Source organism: Actinomadura graeca (assembly GCF_019175365.1).
GTDB lineage: Bacteria > Actinomycetota > Actinomycetes > Streptosporangiales > Streptosporangiaceae > Spirillospora > Spirillospora graeca.
Genome location: NZ_CP059572.1, coordinates 3740007 through 3755330, shown reverse-complemented (window position 1 = coordinate 3755330; position 15324 = coordinate 3740007). Strand labels below are relative to the sequence as shown.

At 73.3% G+C, this 15324-nt stretch carries 13 protein-coding genes; 4 read left to right on the top strand and 9 right to left on the bottom strand.

The window, feature by feature from the left end:
* Positions 1–28: 28 nt before the first annotated feature.
* From AGRA3207_RS16480 to AGRA3207_RS16460, 5 genes are all read right to left on the bottom strand, one after another.
* Positions 29–1924 carry a hypothetical protein gene (locus AGRA3207_RS16480; protein ID WP_231335518.1) on the bottom strand — a complete coding sequence of 632 codons (1896 nt, stop codon included), beginning with the start codon at positions 1922–1924 and terminating at the stop codon, positions 29–31.
* Positions 1921–2352 carry a hypothetical protein gene (locus AGRA3207_RS39830; RefSeq protein ID WP_273700050.1) on the bottom strand — a complete coding sequence of 144 codons (432 nt, stop codon included), beginning with the start codon at positions 2350–2352 and terminating at the stop codon, positions 1921–1923. The genes AGRA3207_RS16480 and AGRA3207_RS39830 overlap by 4 nt, the downstream gene beginning before the upstream one ends.
* A complete protein-coding gene (locus tag AGRA3207_RS16470; RefSeq protein ID WP_231335517.1) occupies positions 2336–2668 on the bottom strand; it encodes a Rieske (2Fe-2S) protein in 333 nt (110 codons plus the stop codon). The genes AGRA3207_RS39830 and AGRA3207_RS16470 overlap by 17 nt, the downstream gene beginning before the upstream one ends.
* Positions 2656–3687 (bottom strand): DUF6687 family protein, encoded by a 1032-nt coding sequence (locus tag AGRA3207_RS16465; RefSeq protein WP_231335516.1) that lies wholly within the window; start codon positions 3685–3687, stop codon positions 2656–2658. The genes AGRA3207_RS16470 and AGRA3207_RS16465 overlap by 13 nt, the downstream gene beginning before the upstream one ends.
* A 112-nt stretch (positions 3688–3799) precedes the next feature.
* A complete protein-coding gene (locus AGRA3207_RS16460) occupies positions 3800–4360 on the bottom strand; it encodes a 4Fe-4S cluster-binding domain-containing protein (protein WP_231335515.1) in 561 nt (186 codons plus the stop codon).
* A 192-nt stretch (positions 4361–4552) separates the two neighbouring features.
* Between AGRA3207_RS16460 and AGRA3207_RS16455 the strand changes: the two genes are divergently transcribed.
* A complete protein-coding gene (locus AGRA3207_RS16455) occupies positions 4553–5371 on the top strand; it encodes an FHA domain-containing protein (protein WP_231335514.1) in 819 nt (272 codons plus the stop codon).
* A gap of 28 nt (positions 5372–5399) precedes the next feature.
* Here the strand turns inward: AGRA3207_RS16455 and AGRA3207_RS16450 are convergent, their stop codons facing one another.
* Positions 5400–7208, bottom strand: a complete 1809-nt coding sequence (locus AGRA3207_RS16450) for a serine/threonine-protein kinase (RefSeq protein WP_231335513.1) — start codon at positions 7206–7208, stop codon at positions 5400–5402.
* Positions 7209–7317: 109 nt separating this feature from the next.
* A complete protein-coding gene (locus AGRA3207_RS16445; RefSeq protein WP_231335512.1) occupies positions 7318–10569 on the bottom strand; it encodes an NACHT domain-containing protein in 3252 nt (1083 codons plus the stop codon).
* A gap of 296 nt (positions 10570–10865) precedes the next feature.
* Here AGRA3207_RS16445 and AGRA3207_RS16440 point away from each other — a divergent pair, with 296 nt between their 5' ends.
* Positions 10866–11285, top strand: coding sequence for a DUF7144 family membrane protein (locus AGRA3207_RS16440; protein ID WP_231335511.1), 420 nt, complete (start codon positions 10866–10868; stop codon positions 11283–11285).
* 58 nt (positions 11286–11343) lie between these two features.
* A complete protein-coding gene (locus tag AGRA3207_RS16435; protein ID WP_231335510.1) occupies positions 11344–11847 on the top strand; it encodes a DUF1269 domain-containing protein in 504 nt (167 codons plus the stop codon).
* Positions 11848–12057: 210 nt separating this feature from the next.
* Here AGRA3207_RS16435 and AGRA3207_RS16430 read toward each other — a convergent pair whose 3' ends face one another.
* On the bottom strand, positions 12058–12693 hold the full coding sequence (locus AGRA3207_RS16430; protein WP_231335509.1) for a TetR/AcrR family transcriptional regulator C-terminal domain-containing protein: 636 nt from the start codon (positions 12691–12693) through the stop codon (positions 12058–12060).
* Between the two features lie 109 nt (positions 12694–12802).
* Here AGRA3207_RS16430 and AGRA3207_RS16425 point away from each other — a divergent pair, with 109 nt between their 5' ends.
* Positions 12803–13600 carry a siderophore-interacting protein gene (locus AGRA3207_RS16425; protein ID WP_231335508.1) on the top strand — a complete coding sequence of 266 codons (798 nt, stop codon included), beginning with the start codon at positions 12803–12805 and terminating at the stop codon, positions 13598–13600.
* A gap of 23 nt (positions 13601–13623) precedes the next feature.
* On the opposite strand, the gene AGRA3207_RS16420 is transcribed toward AGRA3207_RS16425, so the two are convergent.
* The gene (locus tag AGRA3207_RS16420; protein ID WP_231335507.1) at positions 13624–15189 is read right to left on the bottom strand and encodes a DEAD/DEAH box helicase; all 1566 of its coding nucleotides are present in this window, start codon (positions 15187–15189) and stop codon (positions 13624–13626) included.
* Positions 15190–15324 lie beyond the last annotated feature (135 nt).

Genomic DNA, 15324 nt, shown 5'->3' with positions numbered 1-15324 from the left:
GCGCGTCAAGAGGAGACGTGCGCCGGGCTCACCGCGGCACCGCCCGCGCCGCCGCCTGGGTGGAGGCCGGCGCCGGGACGAGGGCCGCAGGGCGCCGACCGCCGTCCGGGGACCGCCCTTCTCCGATGAGGCCGCCGTCGACCAGGGACGCCCAGAACCGCAGCTGGTCGGCGTAGTGGAGCAGCTCGGCGACGGCCGTCGCCTCCAGCCGCGCGTGGTACTCCTGCCAGGGGCCCGGCAGGGTCGGCCCCGCCTTCTCGGCGAGGGCTTCGCCGTAGGCGCGCACGTCCGGGTGCGGCGACCGGCGGGCCCGGCGGATGTCGGCGAGCAGCTCCGCCCGCAGCACCCTCCCGAGGGCGGGCGGCACGATGCCTCCCCGGCCCGCCCGCCCGGCCACGGCGTCCCCGGCCGTCCTGAGCCGGCCCGCGTAGCCGGGACCGCCGGCGGCCTCCTCTAGCGCCTCCCGGGCCGCGTGCAGCAGCGGCCACAGGATCTCCTCGCGGAAGAGGTACGACGACAGTTCCCCGCGCCCCGAGTCGGTGACCGTCCCGCGCGAGTGCCGCAGGCCCGTGCCCGCGACGCAGCCCGGGACGCCGAACGCCTGCATGAGGTCGCCGACCGCCACGTCCACCAGCCGCGCGGACGTCGCCCACATCGTCGGCGGGCCCGGCATCCGCCCGGCGGGCAGCCCCACGGCCGTGCCGAAGGCGGACGTCCACCTCCGCAGCGAGACCGTCGGCGGCGGGTCCGCGAGCAGCCGCCGCATGGGCAGCCCACCGGACAGCAGGCTCCGCCTGGCGGGTTCCGGGGTGCGGGGGTCGAGCACGAGATGGTGGCTCGCGCGCGCCCGGAAGTCCGGATGCCCGCACGTGTGGAAATGCACCATCCCCGGCAGCGGGTGGCGCCCGGACGAGGGCCGGCCGAGGACGGTGAAGGTCGTGTCCTCGTAGTCGGCCACCTGTTCCTCGACCGGGTCGGCCTCCAGGTGCGCCGCGTACGCAAGCCGGTCGATCACGTGGACGACGTCGACGGGCTCCTCCCCGGCGTCGGCGGGCGCGCCGTCCATCACGTCGACGAACGTCCGCGGGCCGCCTCCCGGGCGGTCGCGGGTCACGGGCGCCCAGGGCGCCGCGTCCTGTTCGAGCCAGACGACGTCGCGGCCCGCGAACGCCGCGAAGATCGCGTTCGCGGTGCCGGGCAGGCCGGGCGCGAAGGTGCGCTCCGCACACGCCCGCGGGACGTCCGGCCGCGCGGTCAGGCGCCGCCGGAACACCCGCTTCGGCCCGGCGCCGCCGCCGGCCGCCCACTCCCCGAACCGGATCACCTCGAAGCCGAAGGCGAGACCCGCCCACGCGCACACCTCGTCGAGCGCCCGCGCGGCGGCGGGCGCCGGCGCGTCGTCGGCGACGACGACCGTCAGCCCGGCGTGGCCGTACCGGCGCATCACCGCGCAGTGCGCGGCGAGGGCGTCGCGCACGTCGGCGGCCCGCCCGGCGGTGGGCAGGACGACCAGCGGCGGCTCCGGCGCCAGCCGGGACCGGCCCGCGGGCGGGTGGCCGCCCAGCAGGGCGTGCTCGTCGGCCGAGATCCCGCGGACCCGGCCGGCGGCCGAGGCCGCAGCGGGGCGGTCCCCGATCGGACGGCCGACGGGGTGGCCGTCGTGGGCGGTCAGCGTCCCGTCCGGCTCGCGGACGATCCGCAGGCGCGCGGCGAGCCGGACGTTCAGCGCGGACAGCGGCCCGCCGAGCGCCGCCGCGTCGCGCGCCGTCACGGGCAGCGCGGCACGGAGCCCGAGCAGGAACTCGAACAGCTCCTCGGCGCGGCCCTCGTACGCCGCCGCGAGGCCGCCGCGCGGGCGGACGCCGAGGTGCCCCAGGGTGACGGCCCTGCCCTGCGCCCTGACGTCCCGCCACCGTTCGATCACCCTGCCACCCCGCCGAGCACCGCGAACGGGTCATCGCCGTCCAGGAAGTCCTCGGCGTAGCAGTGCAACTGGGCGACGGGCTCGATCACGGCGACGTCGCCGAGACGCGTCCCCGCGAGGTCCTGGAGGTCGTCGGACACCGCGCAGTACAGCAGCAACCGGATCACGGCGCCGGGCGCGACGGCCGGGGACCGGCGGTCGCACCCGGCGGGGGAGGGCACCAGGGCCCGGTGGACGCGCGGCTGCGCGCCGGGCCTCCCGGACCGCAGGATCCGGGCCGCGATCTCCGCGGGCTCCGCCAGCTCCCACTCCCGGTAGCGGCGCTCCAGGCCGAGCCAGGCCGGGGTGCGCTCCGCCGCCGCGCGGTCGGCGAGGTCGAGCAGCCGCCGCGCCGCCGGACGGCCGCCCGCGTCATCCGCCGGTCGCATCGGCGGGCCCCTCCGTCCAGTCGACGACCAGGTCGGGGCCGTCGAAACGGGCGGGCACGACCGGGAGGTCCGCGCACGCCGGCCCGTAGACGGCCCGGCCGTCCGCGATCCGGAAGGCCGAGCGGTGCCACGCGCAGACCAGCAACCTCTCGATCTCGTAGGCGTCCTCCAGCGGCCCCCCGCGGTGCGGGCACAGCGCGTAGTGGACCACGGGCGCCCCCTCGACCAGCCGGACGACGTACGGCCCCCGGTCCGTCTCCACCGGGACCACCCGTTCCTCCGACAGGCGCTCCCGGAACCCGTTCAGCCGTGCCATGCCGTTCCCGCCTCCTTGGACGGGGGAGTCCCCGCCGCCTCGTGCACCCAGCCCGCGGTGGGACGCCACAGCAGCGACCCGTCCGCCCGCGCCGCCTCGAAGAAGGCCACGACCACCCGCCGGACCTCGTCCATCCCCAGGCTGCTCGGCGCGGGGACCTCGTCGCCGGCGTACAGCTGGAGCAGCGGCGTGGCGGTGGCGGGGGACTCGCAGAACCAGGTGCCGTCGCGCTCGCGCGCGTTGAGCTCCCGCGCGAGGAGATCGCCCCTGACCCGGGGCGCCGGGCGCCTGGACTGGAGGTCCACGAAGTTCTCGTAGCGGAAGCGCAGGCTGTGGCGCCCGTCGCGGCGCAGCCGGAGCACGTGGCCCGCGTCCGTCCGGGCGTGGACGGCGTACTCGTGCGCCGGCCGGTCGGTGTCGACGAACACCGCGAGGTCCCCGTGCTCCTCGAACTCCGTCGCGGACCGCAGCGACCGCTCGACGTCCTCCCACTCGCCGGCCCACGCGTCCCGCCAGGCGCCCGGGTCGAGCAGGCACGCCTCGGCGACGTCCAGCATCCCGCGGAACAGCGCCGTCGTGGCCTGCTCGACCGACCGGAACCGCGTCGCCCGGCTGATCTCCCGCTCGGCCGCCAGCAGCGCCAGGCACGCGCGGACGGCCGGGTCGCCCGAGTGGACGTCGAAGTCGCCGCACAGCGCCGTCGCCTCCAGCAGCCCCCGGTGCCGCCACGCGAACTCCGGATCGACCAGGCAGAGGACGCTCAGCAGCCCGTCCACGTCGTAGTGGTCGCAGGTCACGGCGGTCGCACCGGCCAGCAGGCGCTCCCGGTCCGCGGCGGGCCGCCCCAGCAGGCGCAGGACGGACTGCGTGCTGACGTCCGCCTTGAGCGGGGCGGGGGTGCGGTTGCCCGGCCAGTGGCTCAGTTCGAGGACCGTCGACGGGGTCCGGAGGCCGTCCACGAACACGTGCGGCCGGTCCCGCAGCCCGGCGCCGAAGGGGACGTACGGCAGCGCTTCCATCGGTGCTCCCCGGCGGGACGTGGGGCCACGGGTCCGCCGCCGAGGGAACACGCGGGCGGCGTCCTGATCACCCGTATCCCGTGGCGCCCCCCGCGAAACTCACCGCACGCCCTCACCCGCCCGGCGGCGGGGGATCGATGCCGGTGACCACGAACGTCCCGTCCGCGCGGATGACCACTTCGGCGTCCGGGACGGCCTGGAGATCGGCCGCCGAGTACCGGCCGGTGAACAGGTGCACGGTCCTCTCGGACGAGCCGCGCGGCCCCCCGCCGGGACGCCGCTCCCGCTCGGACCGGCCGGCGAGCAGCACGTCCACCCGCTCGCGCAGCGCCGCCGCCCCCGGCATCCGCACGACCTCGTCCCAGCCGTGGCCGGTGAGCAGCACGACCGACAGGGAGGTCTCCTCCCGGATCCGCGACAGCAGCCGCAGCACCGGCCGCAGCTGCCGGAGCGGCTCCCCGCCGCCGACCGTCACGCCCTCGATCAGGTCGCCGAGCATGGTGATGTGCGCGAACATCTCGTCCACGCCGGTCTCGTAGCCGCGGCGGCCCGGCGTGCCGTCCTGCAACCACAGCACTGCGCGCGTGCCGGGCCCGCCGACGCGGCTGAGCGCCTCGAACGCGTGCACCCACAGAGGACCCGGCTCCTGCGGCGCCTCCTGCCGGCGGGTCATGCGCGGTGCCCTCGCCGCTGCCCGTCCGCGGCGAGCCGTTCAGGGACCCCCCGCACTTCGACCTCGTGGAGTTCCATCCTCGCTCCTCGCGTAAGTCTCGCCATCAGGGATGTCCCGGTTCGTCCGTCGCACCGTGATTACACAGCGGTCCCGCCGGGACCCCTCCCGCGCCGTGGCGGCTAGCGTGAGCCCATGGGCACGGCGATGCGGAAGCCACCGGGCAAGGTCGACATCCTTCCGAAGGAGATCGGGAGCCTCGCCACCGGGCTGCCGCCGGCACGGCCCGGCACGCTGTTCGTCATGGGCGCGAACGGCGGCATGCGCGTGTCCCCCGACGCCGGGTTCGACGTCGTGTTCGGACGCTGCGAGCCCGACGTCCACGTCTGCGTCGGACCGGCCGACCCGCGCGTCAGCCGCCGCCACGGATACATCACCCGCGAGCACTCACGCTGGGTGCTGCACAACGTCGGAAAGCTGGCCATCCGGTTCCCCGGCCCGCGGCTCGTCCTCGGCGGGCACCGGGCGGAGCTGCCGGTGGCGTACACGCCGCTGTTCATCGTCGCCCCCGCGCAGGAGCACCTCCTCGAAGTGCGGATCGCCGCCGGGTCCGCGCTCGGCCCGGCCGACCTCCACGAGGTCGAGACCTACGACCCCGAGGACACCGCCGCCCGCGCCGCGCAGGCCGACAAGTGGCGGCTGGACCCGACGGAGAGACTCGTCCTGGTCTGCCTCGCCCAGCGCTACCTCCGGCAGGAGCCCTGGCCGCAGCCGCTCACCTGGGCGCAGGTCGCCGACGAGCTCGGACGGCTCCGCCCCGGCGAGCGGTGGAGCGACAAGCGCGCCGCCCGCGTCGTCACCGCCGTCCGGATGCGGCTCAGCACCGAGGTGGACGGCCTGCTGGAGGAGCAGATCCCGCCGCCGATCGGCAACTCCCTCAACCACAACCTGATCACCGCGCTGCTCATCGGCACCAGGCTCCGCGCCTCGGACCTCGCCGTCCTCGACGGCTGACGTCCCGCCGGGACCCGGTCGCCCCCGGTCAGGCCGCCGGAAGCCGCGCGGTGGCCGCGTCGGCGAGGGCCGTCGCCATCGCGCACAGCCGCCTCGTGGACGGCTCGCCCTGCACGACGAGGTACAGCATCTCGATCGCCTCGTCGCCGTCCTGGTCGGGGTAGGTGCGGTAGGCGACCCGGACCAGGCACGTCCCGTCCCCCTCCCCGTCCGGCGCGACGTACGCGCGCAGGCCCCGCAGCCGGGTCGGATCGCCGTCCTCGGCGGTGAGCGGGGCACCCCGGTCGAACCGCAGCTTGACCTGGATGTCCTGGGTGGTGCTGTGCCATTCGCAGTCCCAGCCCGCGAACCCCACGTCGGGTTCCGCGGCGTCGATGCCGGGGACCGTGTCCAGCGCCTTCCCGTCGAGCAGCCGGCACGCGTCGTAGTGCCCGAGGGACTCGGCGGGCAGCGGCGGCGAGCGCCGGGGGAGCGGCCCCCGTCCGAGCACCGCGACCGCCCGCGCGGCGGCCGTGCCGGCGATGGCGCACAGCGGCGCGGGCCCCTTGCCGGTCTCGTGCGCCAGGACGATGACGCTGGTCCCGCCGTCGGGGGACGGGAGGAGCACCCGCCTGCCGCACTCGTCGCCCTCGGCGCGGTCCTCGACCACGCGGAACCGCCCCGCCGCCCGCACCGGCCCGGTCGGCGCCGGCGGCGGCCCCGCACTGAAGTCGATCTTGAGGTCCACCACGCTCTTGCCCGCGTACACGAGCACGTCGCACCGGTCGAAGTTGCCGTAGTCGATGTCCAGCTCCGTCTTGCCGTACTTCCCGAGCGCGGCGGGATCGGCCAACGCGCAGGGATCGACCGTGTGCGGGTCACCGACCAGCGACACGGGATCCGCCTGCGCCCGGGACCCCTGCTCGTCCCCGAGGACGGACGCCACCAACAGCGCCACCGCCGCCGCCACGACCAGCGCCGCGCCCGCCGCGGCGAGCGGATGCCGCCGCACAGAGGCCACCGGACGCCGACCGGACCGGCGGACCTCCTCCTGCCCGGTGTCCGGGCCGTCCAGGGTCGGGACGGCGTGGACGGGCAGCTCCGCCTCCGCGTCCCCCGCCACCTCCGCCAGCATCCGCCGCGCCTCCACGGCCCCCGGCCGGTCGGCCGGATCGGGCCGCGATAAGACCGCCAGCACCTCGCTCAGCGGCCCGGCCTCCACGGACACCCGGCCCGGCGGCTCCCCGGTGGTCAGCGCGCCGACCGTGAGACCGAGCGAGTACACATCCGACGCCGGTTCCGGCGTGCCACGGAGGACCTCCGGCGCGGCGTAGGCCGGAGTATGGGCGACGGACCCGTTCCGCGTGATCGTCTCGCGTCCGCCCACCCGGTACGCGGCGCCGAAGTCCGTGAGCTTGGCCGTCCCGTTCTCGGTGACGACGATGTTCCCCGGCTTGATGTCGCAGTGCACGATCCCCTCGGCGTGCAGCGCGGCCAGCGCGTCCGCCACCTGCGCTCCGATCCGCGCCGCGGCCTCCGGCGAGGTCGCCGGCCACCCGTCCAGGCTCCCGCCCGGCACATACTCCAGGACGAGCCACGACGTGGACCGCCCCCGCGTCCGCACCCGGACGGCGTCGTACAACGTCACCACGTGCGGATGGCTGAACCGCGCCAATGCGCGGGCCTCCGACCGCAGCCGGTCGAATGACCTGGCCCCGTCGTCCCCGAACCTCGCCCGCTTGAGCACGACACGCCGCCCCAGCTCCGTGTCGTCCGCCAGCCACACCTCACCCGCCCCGCCGCGGATGGGCCCCTTGACCAGCCGGTACCGTCCGGCGACGTCCGCACCCAAGCGCACCGTGACTCCTCTCACCCGGGACGCCGGCCACCCGACGCAGAATCTACTGGGTGACAGGGCGGACACGTACCGTTTTCAGATTCTCCTCACAGCGCCCCGGCGCCCACCCTCAGTTCCGCACCAGGACCAGCAGCTTGTCCCGAGGCGCCGCGTCCTCCGGAAGAGTGCCCGGAGTAAGCGCGATCAACGCGCACAACACCCCGCGCAGGGCATGGCACAACTCCGACGCGGTGTCCCTGACACCGTTGAGGGCCGCCAGAACAGAGGTCGCCGCCCACACGATGTCGCTCTGCCGCACGGGGCGGCTCCTATCCCACAACGGAGAGGCCAGCCGCTGCGCGTTCACTATCAGCGCCGCCAACTCCGGATGACTGGACATTCTCGAAAGCACCACGGCGTGCTCCAGCGACACCGTCAGATCATCGGCGGAGGACCAGGTGGGAACCGGGTTCAGCTGTTCGCGCAGAAACTCCGAGAACGACAGTCCCTCTCCCACTCGCCTGCGCCTGGATGACCCTGGACTGGAGACCGGTTTGACGGAGTTCGCGAAACCACGCGCCAGGCGGCCGCACGCCTGACCCAGGATTGCCGCGACGTCCGCGTCCAGAGCGCCCAGGTCGCTGCCGGCGACCGCACGCGCGAAGGTCAGGTCCCGGTCAAGGGCGCGATCCCGGTCGAGGGCCCGGTCGAGGGCGAGGCACTCGCCGACATCCCGATCCCGATCGATGACGCGGTCGAGTTCGAGGTCCAGGACGCGAGCGGCCCCGGGGCGCAGGTCGAAGCCGACGTCGTGGGGAAGGTCGCGGTCCAGGTTGAGGATGTGGTCGAGATCGTCGACGCCGTTGAGGTCGAGCGCGAGGTCGAGGTCGAGGTCGCGGGCCAGATTGAGGGCCAAGTCGCGGGCGAGGATCAGGGTGAGGTCGCGGGCGCGGTCAAGGGCGAGGGCGCGGGAACGGGCACGATCGAGCACGCGATCGAGATCGAGGGCGAGATCACGAGCGCGATCGAAGCCGCGGGCCAGTATGCGATCGAAATCATGCCCGAAGTCATGATCGGGATCAGTGTCGCGGACAAGGGCGATGTCACGGGCACGGTCGAGGACGCGGACGAGATCGAGGGTGTGGAGAAGCCGGTGCTCGGGGCGGGTCAGATCCCGGGTGCGCCCGTAGACGAGAAGTTGGGCGAAAGTGAGGGCGGAGCGCGGGAAGAGGATGCGGAACAGGAGGTGTGTGTGATCGAGGATAAGGTCGGCATAACCGCGTATTTGCTGGGCCGTGGGACGGTGCGGATGGAGGACCCCTTCGGCGGGGATGAGGCGGATCCGGCTGTAATAGCCGCTCCAATCTGCGTCGGCAGCGTAGAGCGTGGCTCCATGCATGGGATACAAGCCGCTGTTGAGGGCGTGAAGGGCTTCGTCCGAGGTGGGTAGGCGGTAACCGGTGTCATCGGTGAACAGGTTGTTGAGCCAGGTGAGAAACCCCCTGATATCTGCGTCCCACAAGTCGATGACCGGCCCCTCCGGCAGCGCGGTGAGGCCGGTGCGGTTGGCGTAGCGGTTCCACAGCTCATGGGAGACGGGCTGAGCACAGATGTAGGTGCCGTCGTCGTAAAGAGCGTGGGCGTCCTGGAGGGCGCGGGCGGCGGTGACACCGTCCAGAAGGCGGATTTCATCGGGGTCGGTAGGGGTGGTGTTCAGGAGCCTGTCGAGCCGGGCGCGCAGAGCGCGGTCGAGTTCCCGGGCCTCGGTATCGCATGCGTAGGCCAGGTTGAGCGCCGTGACGGTCCGGGCGGTCAGACAGGCTTCGACGACGGGGCTCGCGTCCGCGCGTGCGGCCCACAGAAGGGTGGTCTCCCGCCACCAGAGATCGCTGACATTCTCGATAAGTAATTGGCGCCGGGAGCCTCGCCCGGGGATCAGCGCAGCGGCCAGGTATTCCTGAAGAGTGAGATGTGCGAACCCGTAGCGCCCGTATTGGTGTTCCATGAGCAGATTGCTTCGCCGAGCGTAGGCGAGGAACGCCTCAAAGGTCAGGGCAGGTGCGGTGCGATCCATGACTGGACGGATCGCGCGCTGAGCGTCCTCGACGGGGATGTCCCGCAGCCGGTGCCGCATCATGTACAGGGCCAGTTCCTGGACGATGCGCTCCTTCTTGTCGCCGTCCAAGCCGTCCAGCCCGTCGTCGGTGAGGTTCTTGGCCTCCTGACGGCGGTGGAGCAGGACCTGGCAGACCTCCTCGTACAGGGCGGCCCGGCTGCCGGGGAGGCTGCCGCGGTACCGGTGCACGTTGGCGATCATGGTGAGCAACAGCGGGTTGGCCGCCAGGTCGTAGAGGGTGGGACGACCGCTGATCCGCTGGAAGAGGTCGTCGGCCGCTTGCGAGGCGACCCGGTCGATCTCCTGGGAATCGCCCTGCCTGGCGCGGTGCTCGATCGCCTGATACCAGGCCCGTAGGAAGGCATGGATCTGTGGACTGGTGAACCGCTGCACTTGCAGAACGTCTGCGCTGGCCAACCGGTTGGAGTCGTACCCCAGCGGGCGAGAAGTGATCACAAAGGAGTTGCCGGGGTAACTGCTGATCTGGGCTTCCACCCAGCGCACCACACGGCTGCGGTCCTTCGCGTCGGCGACCTCGTCCAGACCGTCCAGCAAAATCACGCAACGGCGGCGCTGCAGGCGCCGTTCCAGCCACTCCGCCGGGACGACTCCGTTCAACCACTGGGCGGCGAGCGCGATCTCCGGCAGCCGCTTCGGCCGCTCGGCGTTGATCGCCTCAGCGTGTTCGCGCAGGTAAAGAAGGACGGGAATCCGCCGTCGGCGCCACCAATCACGCCTGGGCCGCCGCCACCATCGCTCGGCCATCTCCAACGCCGTATAGCGGGCCAGAGTGGTCTTTCCGGACCCGGCGGCGCCCAGTACCGCCAGCACACATCCCTTCGTCAGGAAGGACGCGAGCGGTGCCCGGCGGCCGACCGCCGCGTTCGGTGTGCGTCCGATGCCGCTGTCTGTAACGGCATCGGCGACCGTCTTGGGCTGGAGCATCACATCGACGTAGACCTGCTGGGTTCGCAGGACGAACTCCGCCTGGGTGGCGAGCCCGATCGTCTCCATCTGGTCGACCGACGAGCGCACGCGTTTCAGGTAGTCGCGCTGCAGTCCCCGGCGCCCCTCGTTTCCCAGAGCCGGTGTCACGGCCTGCGGCGCCGCCTGGACCAAAGCCCCGAGGACCGTGAACACGAGTGCGAAGTAGCCCGAGCTCCAGCTCAGCTTGCCGCCGTCGAGGATCTGGTTGACCGCCACCCCGCCCGCGACCGTCAGCGACGCCGCGATGAGGGCGCGGCCCATGAACCTCAGCCGTCGCATCGCGCACACTCCCGGCAGAGAAGGCCGACCTTTGCGTTCCCACCTAACCGTGCCTGCCTTCCGCGTGCCCGGAGCGTCGCCGATCCGACACGCAATGGCCGAAAAGGGCCGTGGAGGTGTGGGCCCGGCATGGTCCGGCATTCCGGATCCTCGCCCTTCAGAGCCGCCCAACTTTTCGCTAAACGACGGTCAAATGGCACTTGATCGCGGTTTGTGGCTTATGTACCTGCGGGACCCTCCGTGATGCGTCAACATCGCCGGCCGGTCCGGCCGCCTTGACGACGGGAGGTTCGATGATGACCAGAACGGCCCATGGCTCGACCTCGGTGGGGCGTCGCCACCGGACGTCCGGATGGCTGGCGTTCGCGGGCACCCTGGCCCTGGTGGTCGGCGCCTTCAACGTCATCGACGGGCTGGTCGGCCTGTTCGACGACGACTACTACCTCGTCGGCGACAACCAGATCCTGGTGTTCGACTACGACACCTGGGGATGGATCTGGCTGGCCGTCGGCATCGTCCAGATCGTCGTGGGCGCGGGGATCCTGGCGGGCCAGATGTGGGCCCGCGTCGTCGGCGTCGTCCTCGCCGTCGCGGCGGCGATCGGGCATCTGGCGTTCCTGCAGGCGTTCCCGATGTGGTCGGTTCTGACCATCGCGCTGTGCGTCCTGCTGATCTACGCCCTCACCGCACCGCCGGCCGGGGCCCGGGGGACCTGACCGGCCGTCGCGCGACCACCGTCCGGAAGCATCGTCCAGTGAGAACACGGGGGAATTCATGAGTGACCTGATCGCCGTCGCCTACGACGACCTGCCCACCGCCGAGCAGGCCCGTGACAGGCTCGTCCAGCTCCAGCGCGAGCACGTCGTCGAGCTCGCGGACCTGGTGGTCGTCGAACGCAAGGACAACGGCAAGATCAAGCTGCACCAGTCGCGGCACATGGCCGCGGGTGGTGCGATCGGCGGCGCCGCCTGGGGCGGGCTCATCGGCCTGCTGTTCCTCATGCCGCTGCTCGGCATGGCGATCGGCGGCGCGGCGGGCGCCGCGGCCGGGGCGGCGGCCGACTACGGCGTAGACGACGCGTTCATGCGCGACCTGGGAGAGCATCTCGTCCCCGGTGGCGCGGCGCTGTTCGTCCTCGTCGACAAGCGCAACCCCGACAAGGTCATCCCGGAGATGGCGCCCCTCGGCGGGCGGATCATCAGGACGTCCCTGTCCAACGAGGAGGAGGAGCACCTCCGCGAGGCGGTCCTGGCCGCCCGCGCCCACCAGCCCGCCTGACGCGGGAGGGCGCGTTCCGCGTCGTACGACGTTGACCCGGCGTCCCACCGCGCAGGGACCGGCCTTGATGGGACGGTCCGGGCGGTGGGATGTCGGGATCGGCCTGCCGACCGTTGTGCTCAGCGGCGGAAGCGTGTGGCTCTGGGAACGCGGCAGGCGGACGTCACCCGGTCGGCCTTCGCGCCCCTTGCCTGACCGGAGGGACGGCCTCTAGGAGCCGCCGGATCCGGTGGTGAGCTGGTGGCGGATGCCGTTGATGAAGACGGTCAGGCCGTAGGCGAAGCGTTCCTCGGGCGGGACGTCCATGATGGCGTCGAGGGGGCGGACGCCGGTCTCCTGCGCGGACTGCTCGGAGAGGGCCGCGCGCTTGGCCTCCCAGGCGCCGGAGGCGGCGAGTTCGGCCTGGGCCTGCTCCTCGATGGTGTGGCCGAGGATGAAATGGAAGACCGAGAAGGCGATGCATCCTGCCTCCCGCGCCGGCAGGCCCGCCCGGTGCAGGATCTCCATGGCGAGGGTGCCGCTCGCGAGGGTGTTGGGCTCGGCGACGAACGTCCCGGCCAGGACGCGGGCGCCGTCGCGGTGGGCGAGGAGGGCGCGGCGGAGGCGGTGGGCCAGTTCGGTGAACTGCCGCTCCCAGGGCCCGGAGACGACGTCGTCGTCGACGCCTTCGACCAGTTTGTCGGCCATGGCCTCCAACAGCGCCTGCTTGTTGGGGAAGTGCCAGTAAAGGGCCCCGGCCTGGACGCCGAGGTGGGCGGCCAGCTTGCGCATGGTCAGCCCGTCCATCCCGGTGTCGTCCAGGACGGCGAGTGCTCCGGCCACCACGTCGTCCCGTCGTAGCTGCATAGCGTTCCCGCCCGTCCGGCGCCCGTTGACAGCCCCGAGCGTAGCTCCTAGCCTGAACACTGTTCAACTTAAACACTGTTCAAGTTGATCTTTGGGAAGGCGATCTTTGATGATCAAGAGAAGGACGCCCGAGACCCGGCGGCCGCTGCGGACGCGGGTCCTGCGGGCCGAGCGGATCTCCGAGCATTTCGCCGTGGTCACCGTGGGCGGCCCGGAGCTGGCCGACTTCGTGCCGATGGGGTTCGACCAGTGGTGCCGCGTGTTCTTCCGCCGCGAGGGGCAGCGGGATCTGCGGCTTCCCACCGCGTCCGGGAACGGGTGGATGAGGCAGTGCATGCTGATGGGCAAGGCCACACGGCCGTGGGTGCGCAACTACACCGTGCGCGCGTTCCGTCCCGAGGCGCTCGAACTCGACATCGAGATCGTCGTGCACGAGGGGGGAAGCCCGGGGTCGGCGTTCGCGCAGGGCGCCCGTCCCGGTGACGAGGTCGGCATCTTCGACGAGGGGATCACCTACCTGCATCCGGGGCGGGCGCGGCAGCTGATCGTCGCCGACGAGAGCGCCGTCCCGGCGGCGCTGGCGATCCTGGAGTGCGCCCCCGCCGATCTGGAGGCGACGGTGTTCCTGGAGGTCCCGGCCGCCTCCGACATACGGCAGGTCCGTGCCCCCGCGGGGGCCGAGGTCCACTGGCTCGCCCGCGGCGGCCGGGGGCGGCGGCCCGGGGAGGTCGTCCTGGACGCCCTCGGCGCGTCCGGCCCGCCGGAGCCGCCGCGCTACGCGTGGATCGCCGGTGAGAGCAGGCTGGCGACCGGGATCCGGCGGTGGCTGACCCACGAGCGCCGGGCGCCGAGGTCGGACGTCGCGTCCATGGGCTACTGGAGGGCGGGACGCGCCTCGCCCGGCTGACGGGACGAGGCGCGGCCCGTCCGTCAGGTGTTCTGGGTGGACGTGCGGCGCTGCGAACGCCGCTTCGGCGCGGCGGCCTGCTGGTCCCCGCGGCGGGAGCCGTGCCCGGCGGCGCCGTCGCGGCGTGGCTTGCGGGACGGGGCGCCGGGCCGGCCGCCGGACTGCGCGGCGGGCGCCCCGGCGGACCGGGCGCCGGACCGGCCGGCGGATGCCCCGGCGGACCGGCCGTTGGACCGGGTGGCGGACGAGGCCGGGGGCCTGCCGGTGGCCTGCGCGGCGGGGGCGGCGAGGGCCGGGGGACGGGCGCCGGTGATGCGGGCCAGCTCCTGGTCGCCGGGCTGGACGCGGGTGATGCGCGGGGTGATGCCGGCCTTGGACATCAGGTCGTCCATCTCGCGGCGCTGGTCGGGCAGGACGAGGGTCACCACGGTCCCGGGCCGCCCGGCGCGGGCGGTGCGGCCGCCGCGGTGCAGGTAGTCCTTGTGGTCGGCGGGCGGGTCGGCGTTGACGACGAGGTCGAGGTCGTCGATGTGGATCCCGCGGGCGGCGACGTTCGTGGCGACCAGCACGGTGACGTCCTCGGTGCGGAAGCCGTCGAGCGCGCGGTTGCGCTGCGACTGGGTCTTGCCGCCGTGCAGCGCGGCGGCGCGGACGCCGCGGGACGTCAGCTTGCGGACGAGCCGGTCGGCCGCGTGCTTCTTGCCGACGAAAATGATCACCCGGCCGTGGCGGGCGGCGATGTGCACGGTCGTCTCGTGCTTGTCGGTGTCGGCGACGTGCAGCAGGTGGTGTTCCATGGCGGTGACGACCCCGGCCGTCGGGTCGACCGAGTGGGTGACCGGGTCGTCCAGGAACCGGCGGACGAGCTGGTCGATGTTGCGGTCGAGCGTCGCGGAGAACAGCATCCGCTGCCCGTCGCGCGGGGTCTGCTCCAGAAGCCGGGTGACCTGGGGCAGGAACCCCATGTCGGTCATCTGGTCGGCCTCGTCCAGCACGGTCGTGGCGACCTCGCCGAGCCGGCAGTCGCCGCGCTCGATCAGGTCGGCGAGGCGACCGGGGGTGGCGACCAGGACGTCGGCGCCGCGTGCGAGCGCGTTCACCTGGCGGCCGATCGGGACGCCGCCGACCACGGACGCCAGCCGCAGTCCCACGGCGGCCGCGTACGGCGCGAGGGCGTCGGTGACCTGCTGCGCGAGTTCCCGCGTGGGGACGAGGACCAGGGCGTGGGGGCTGCGGGGCGCGGCGCGGCGGCCCGCGGTGCGGGCGAGCAGCGGCAGGCCGAACGCGAGGGTCTTGCCCGAGCCCGTGCGTCCCCGGCCGAGGACGTCCCGCCCGGCGAGCGCGTTCGGCAGGGTCGCGGCCTGGATGGGGAACGGGTCCCTGACCCCCTCGCGGGCCAGCGCCGCCAGGAGCGGCTTCGGCAGCCGCGACTCCGCGAACGACCCGATGGCGGGCAGCGGCGGGGTGACGGCCTCGGGCGGCGCGAACTCGGCGTCGGGCCGCTGCGCGGTCACCGGACGGCGCCGGCCGCGGCCGGGGCGTGATCGGGGGGAGCGGCCGCGGGCGGCCGGTGGGGCGATGCGGGACATGGTGGAGCCTTCCTCGGGTGCGGTGCGTGTCGAGGAAGAGCTCCGCCGGGGTCCCTCGGATCGGGACCGGCGACGAGATTCTCAAGAACGGACCGGGAACGATCGCCGGGCGCGTGCGCCGCGGTCGTCGTGGAA

Coding starts and splice junctions, on each gene's coding strand:
- AGRA3207_RS16430 (WP_231335509.1), bottom strand. CDS start 12,693: ATGCAGCTACGACGGGACGACGTGGTGGCCGGAGCACTCGCCGTCCTG.
- AGRA3207_RS16420 (WP_231335507.1), bottom strand. CDS start 15,189: ATGTCCCGCATCGCCCCACCGGCCGCCCGCGGCCGCTCCCCCCGATCA.
- AGRA3207_RS16460 (WP_231335515.1), bottom strand. CDS start 4,360: ATGACCCGCCGGCAGGAGGCGCCGCAGGAGCCGGGTCCTCTGTGGGTG.
- AGRA3207_RS16440 (WP_231335511.1), top strand. CDS start 10,866: ATGACCAGAACGGCCCATGGCTCGACCTCGGTGGGGCGTCGCCACCGG.
- AGRA3207_RS16465 (WP_231335516.1), bottom strand. CDS start 3,687: ATGGAAGCGCTGCCGTACGTCCCCTTCGGCGCCGGGCTGCGGGACCGG.
- AGRA3207_RS16470 (WP_231335517.1), bottom strand. CDS start 2,668: ATGGCACGGCTGAACGGGTTCCGGGAGCGCCTGTCGGAGGAACGGGTG.
- AGRA3207_RS16445 (WP_231335512.1), bottom strand. CDS start 10,569: ATGCGACGGCTGAGGTTCATGGGCCGCGCCCTCATCGCGGCGTCGCTG.
- AGRA3207_RS39830 (WP_273700050.1), bottom strand. CDS start 2,352: ATGCGACCGGCGGATGACGCGGGCGGCCGTCCGGCGGCGCGGCGGCTG.
- AGRA3207_RS16425 (WP_231335508.1), top strand. CDS start 12,803: ATGATCAAGAGAAGGACGCCCGAGACCCGGCGGCCGCTGCGGACGCGG.
- AGRA3207_RS16455 (WP_231335514.1), top strand. CDS start 4,553: ATGGGCACGGCGATGCGGAAGCCACCGGGCAAGGTCGACATCCTTCCG.
- AGRA3207_RS16435 (WP_231335510.1), top strand. CDS start 11,344: ATGAGTGACCTGATCGCCGTCGCCTACGACGACCTGCCCACCGCCGAG.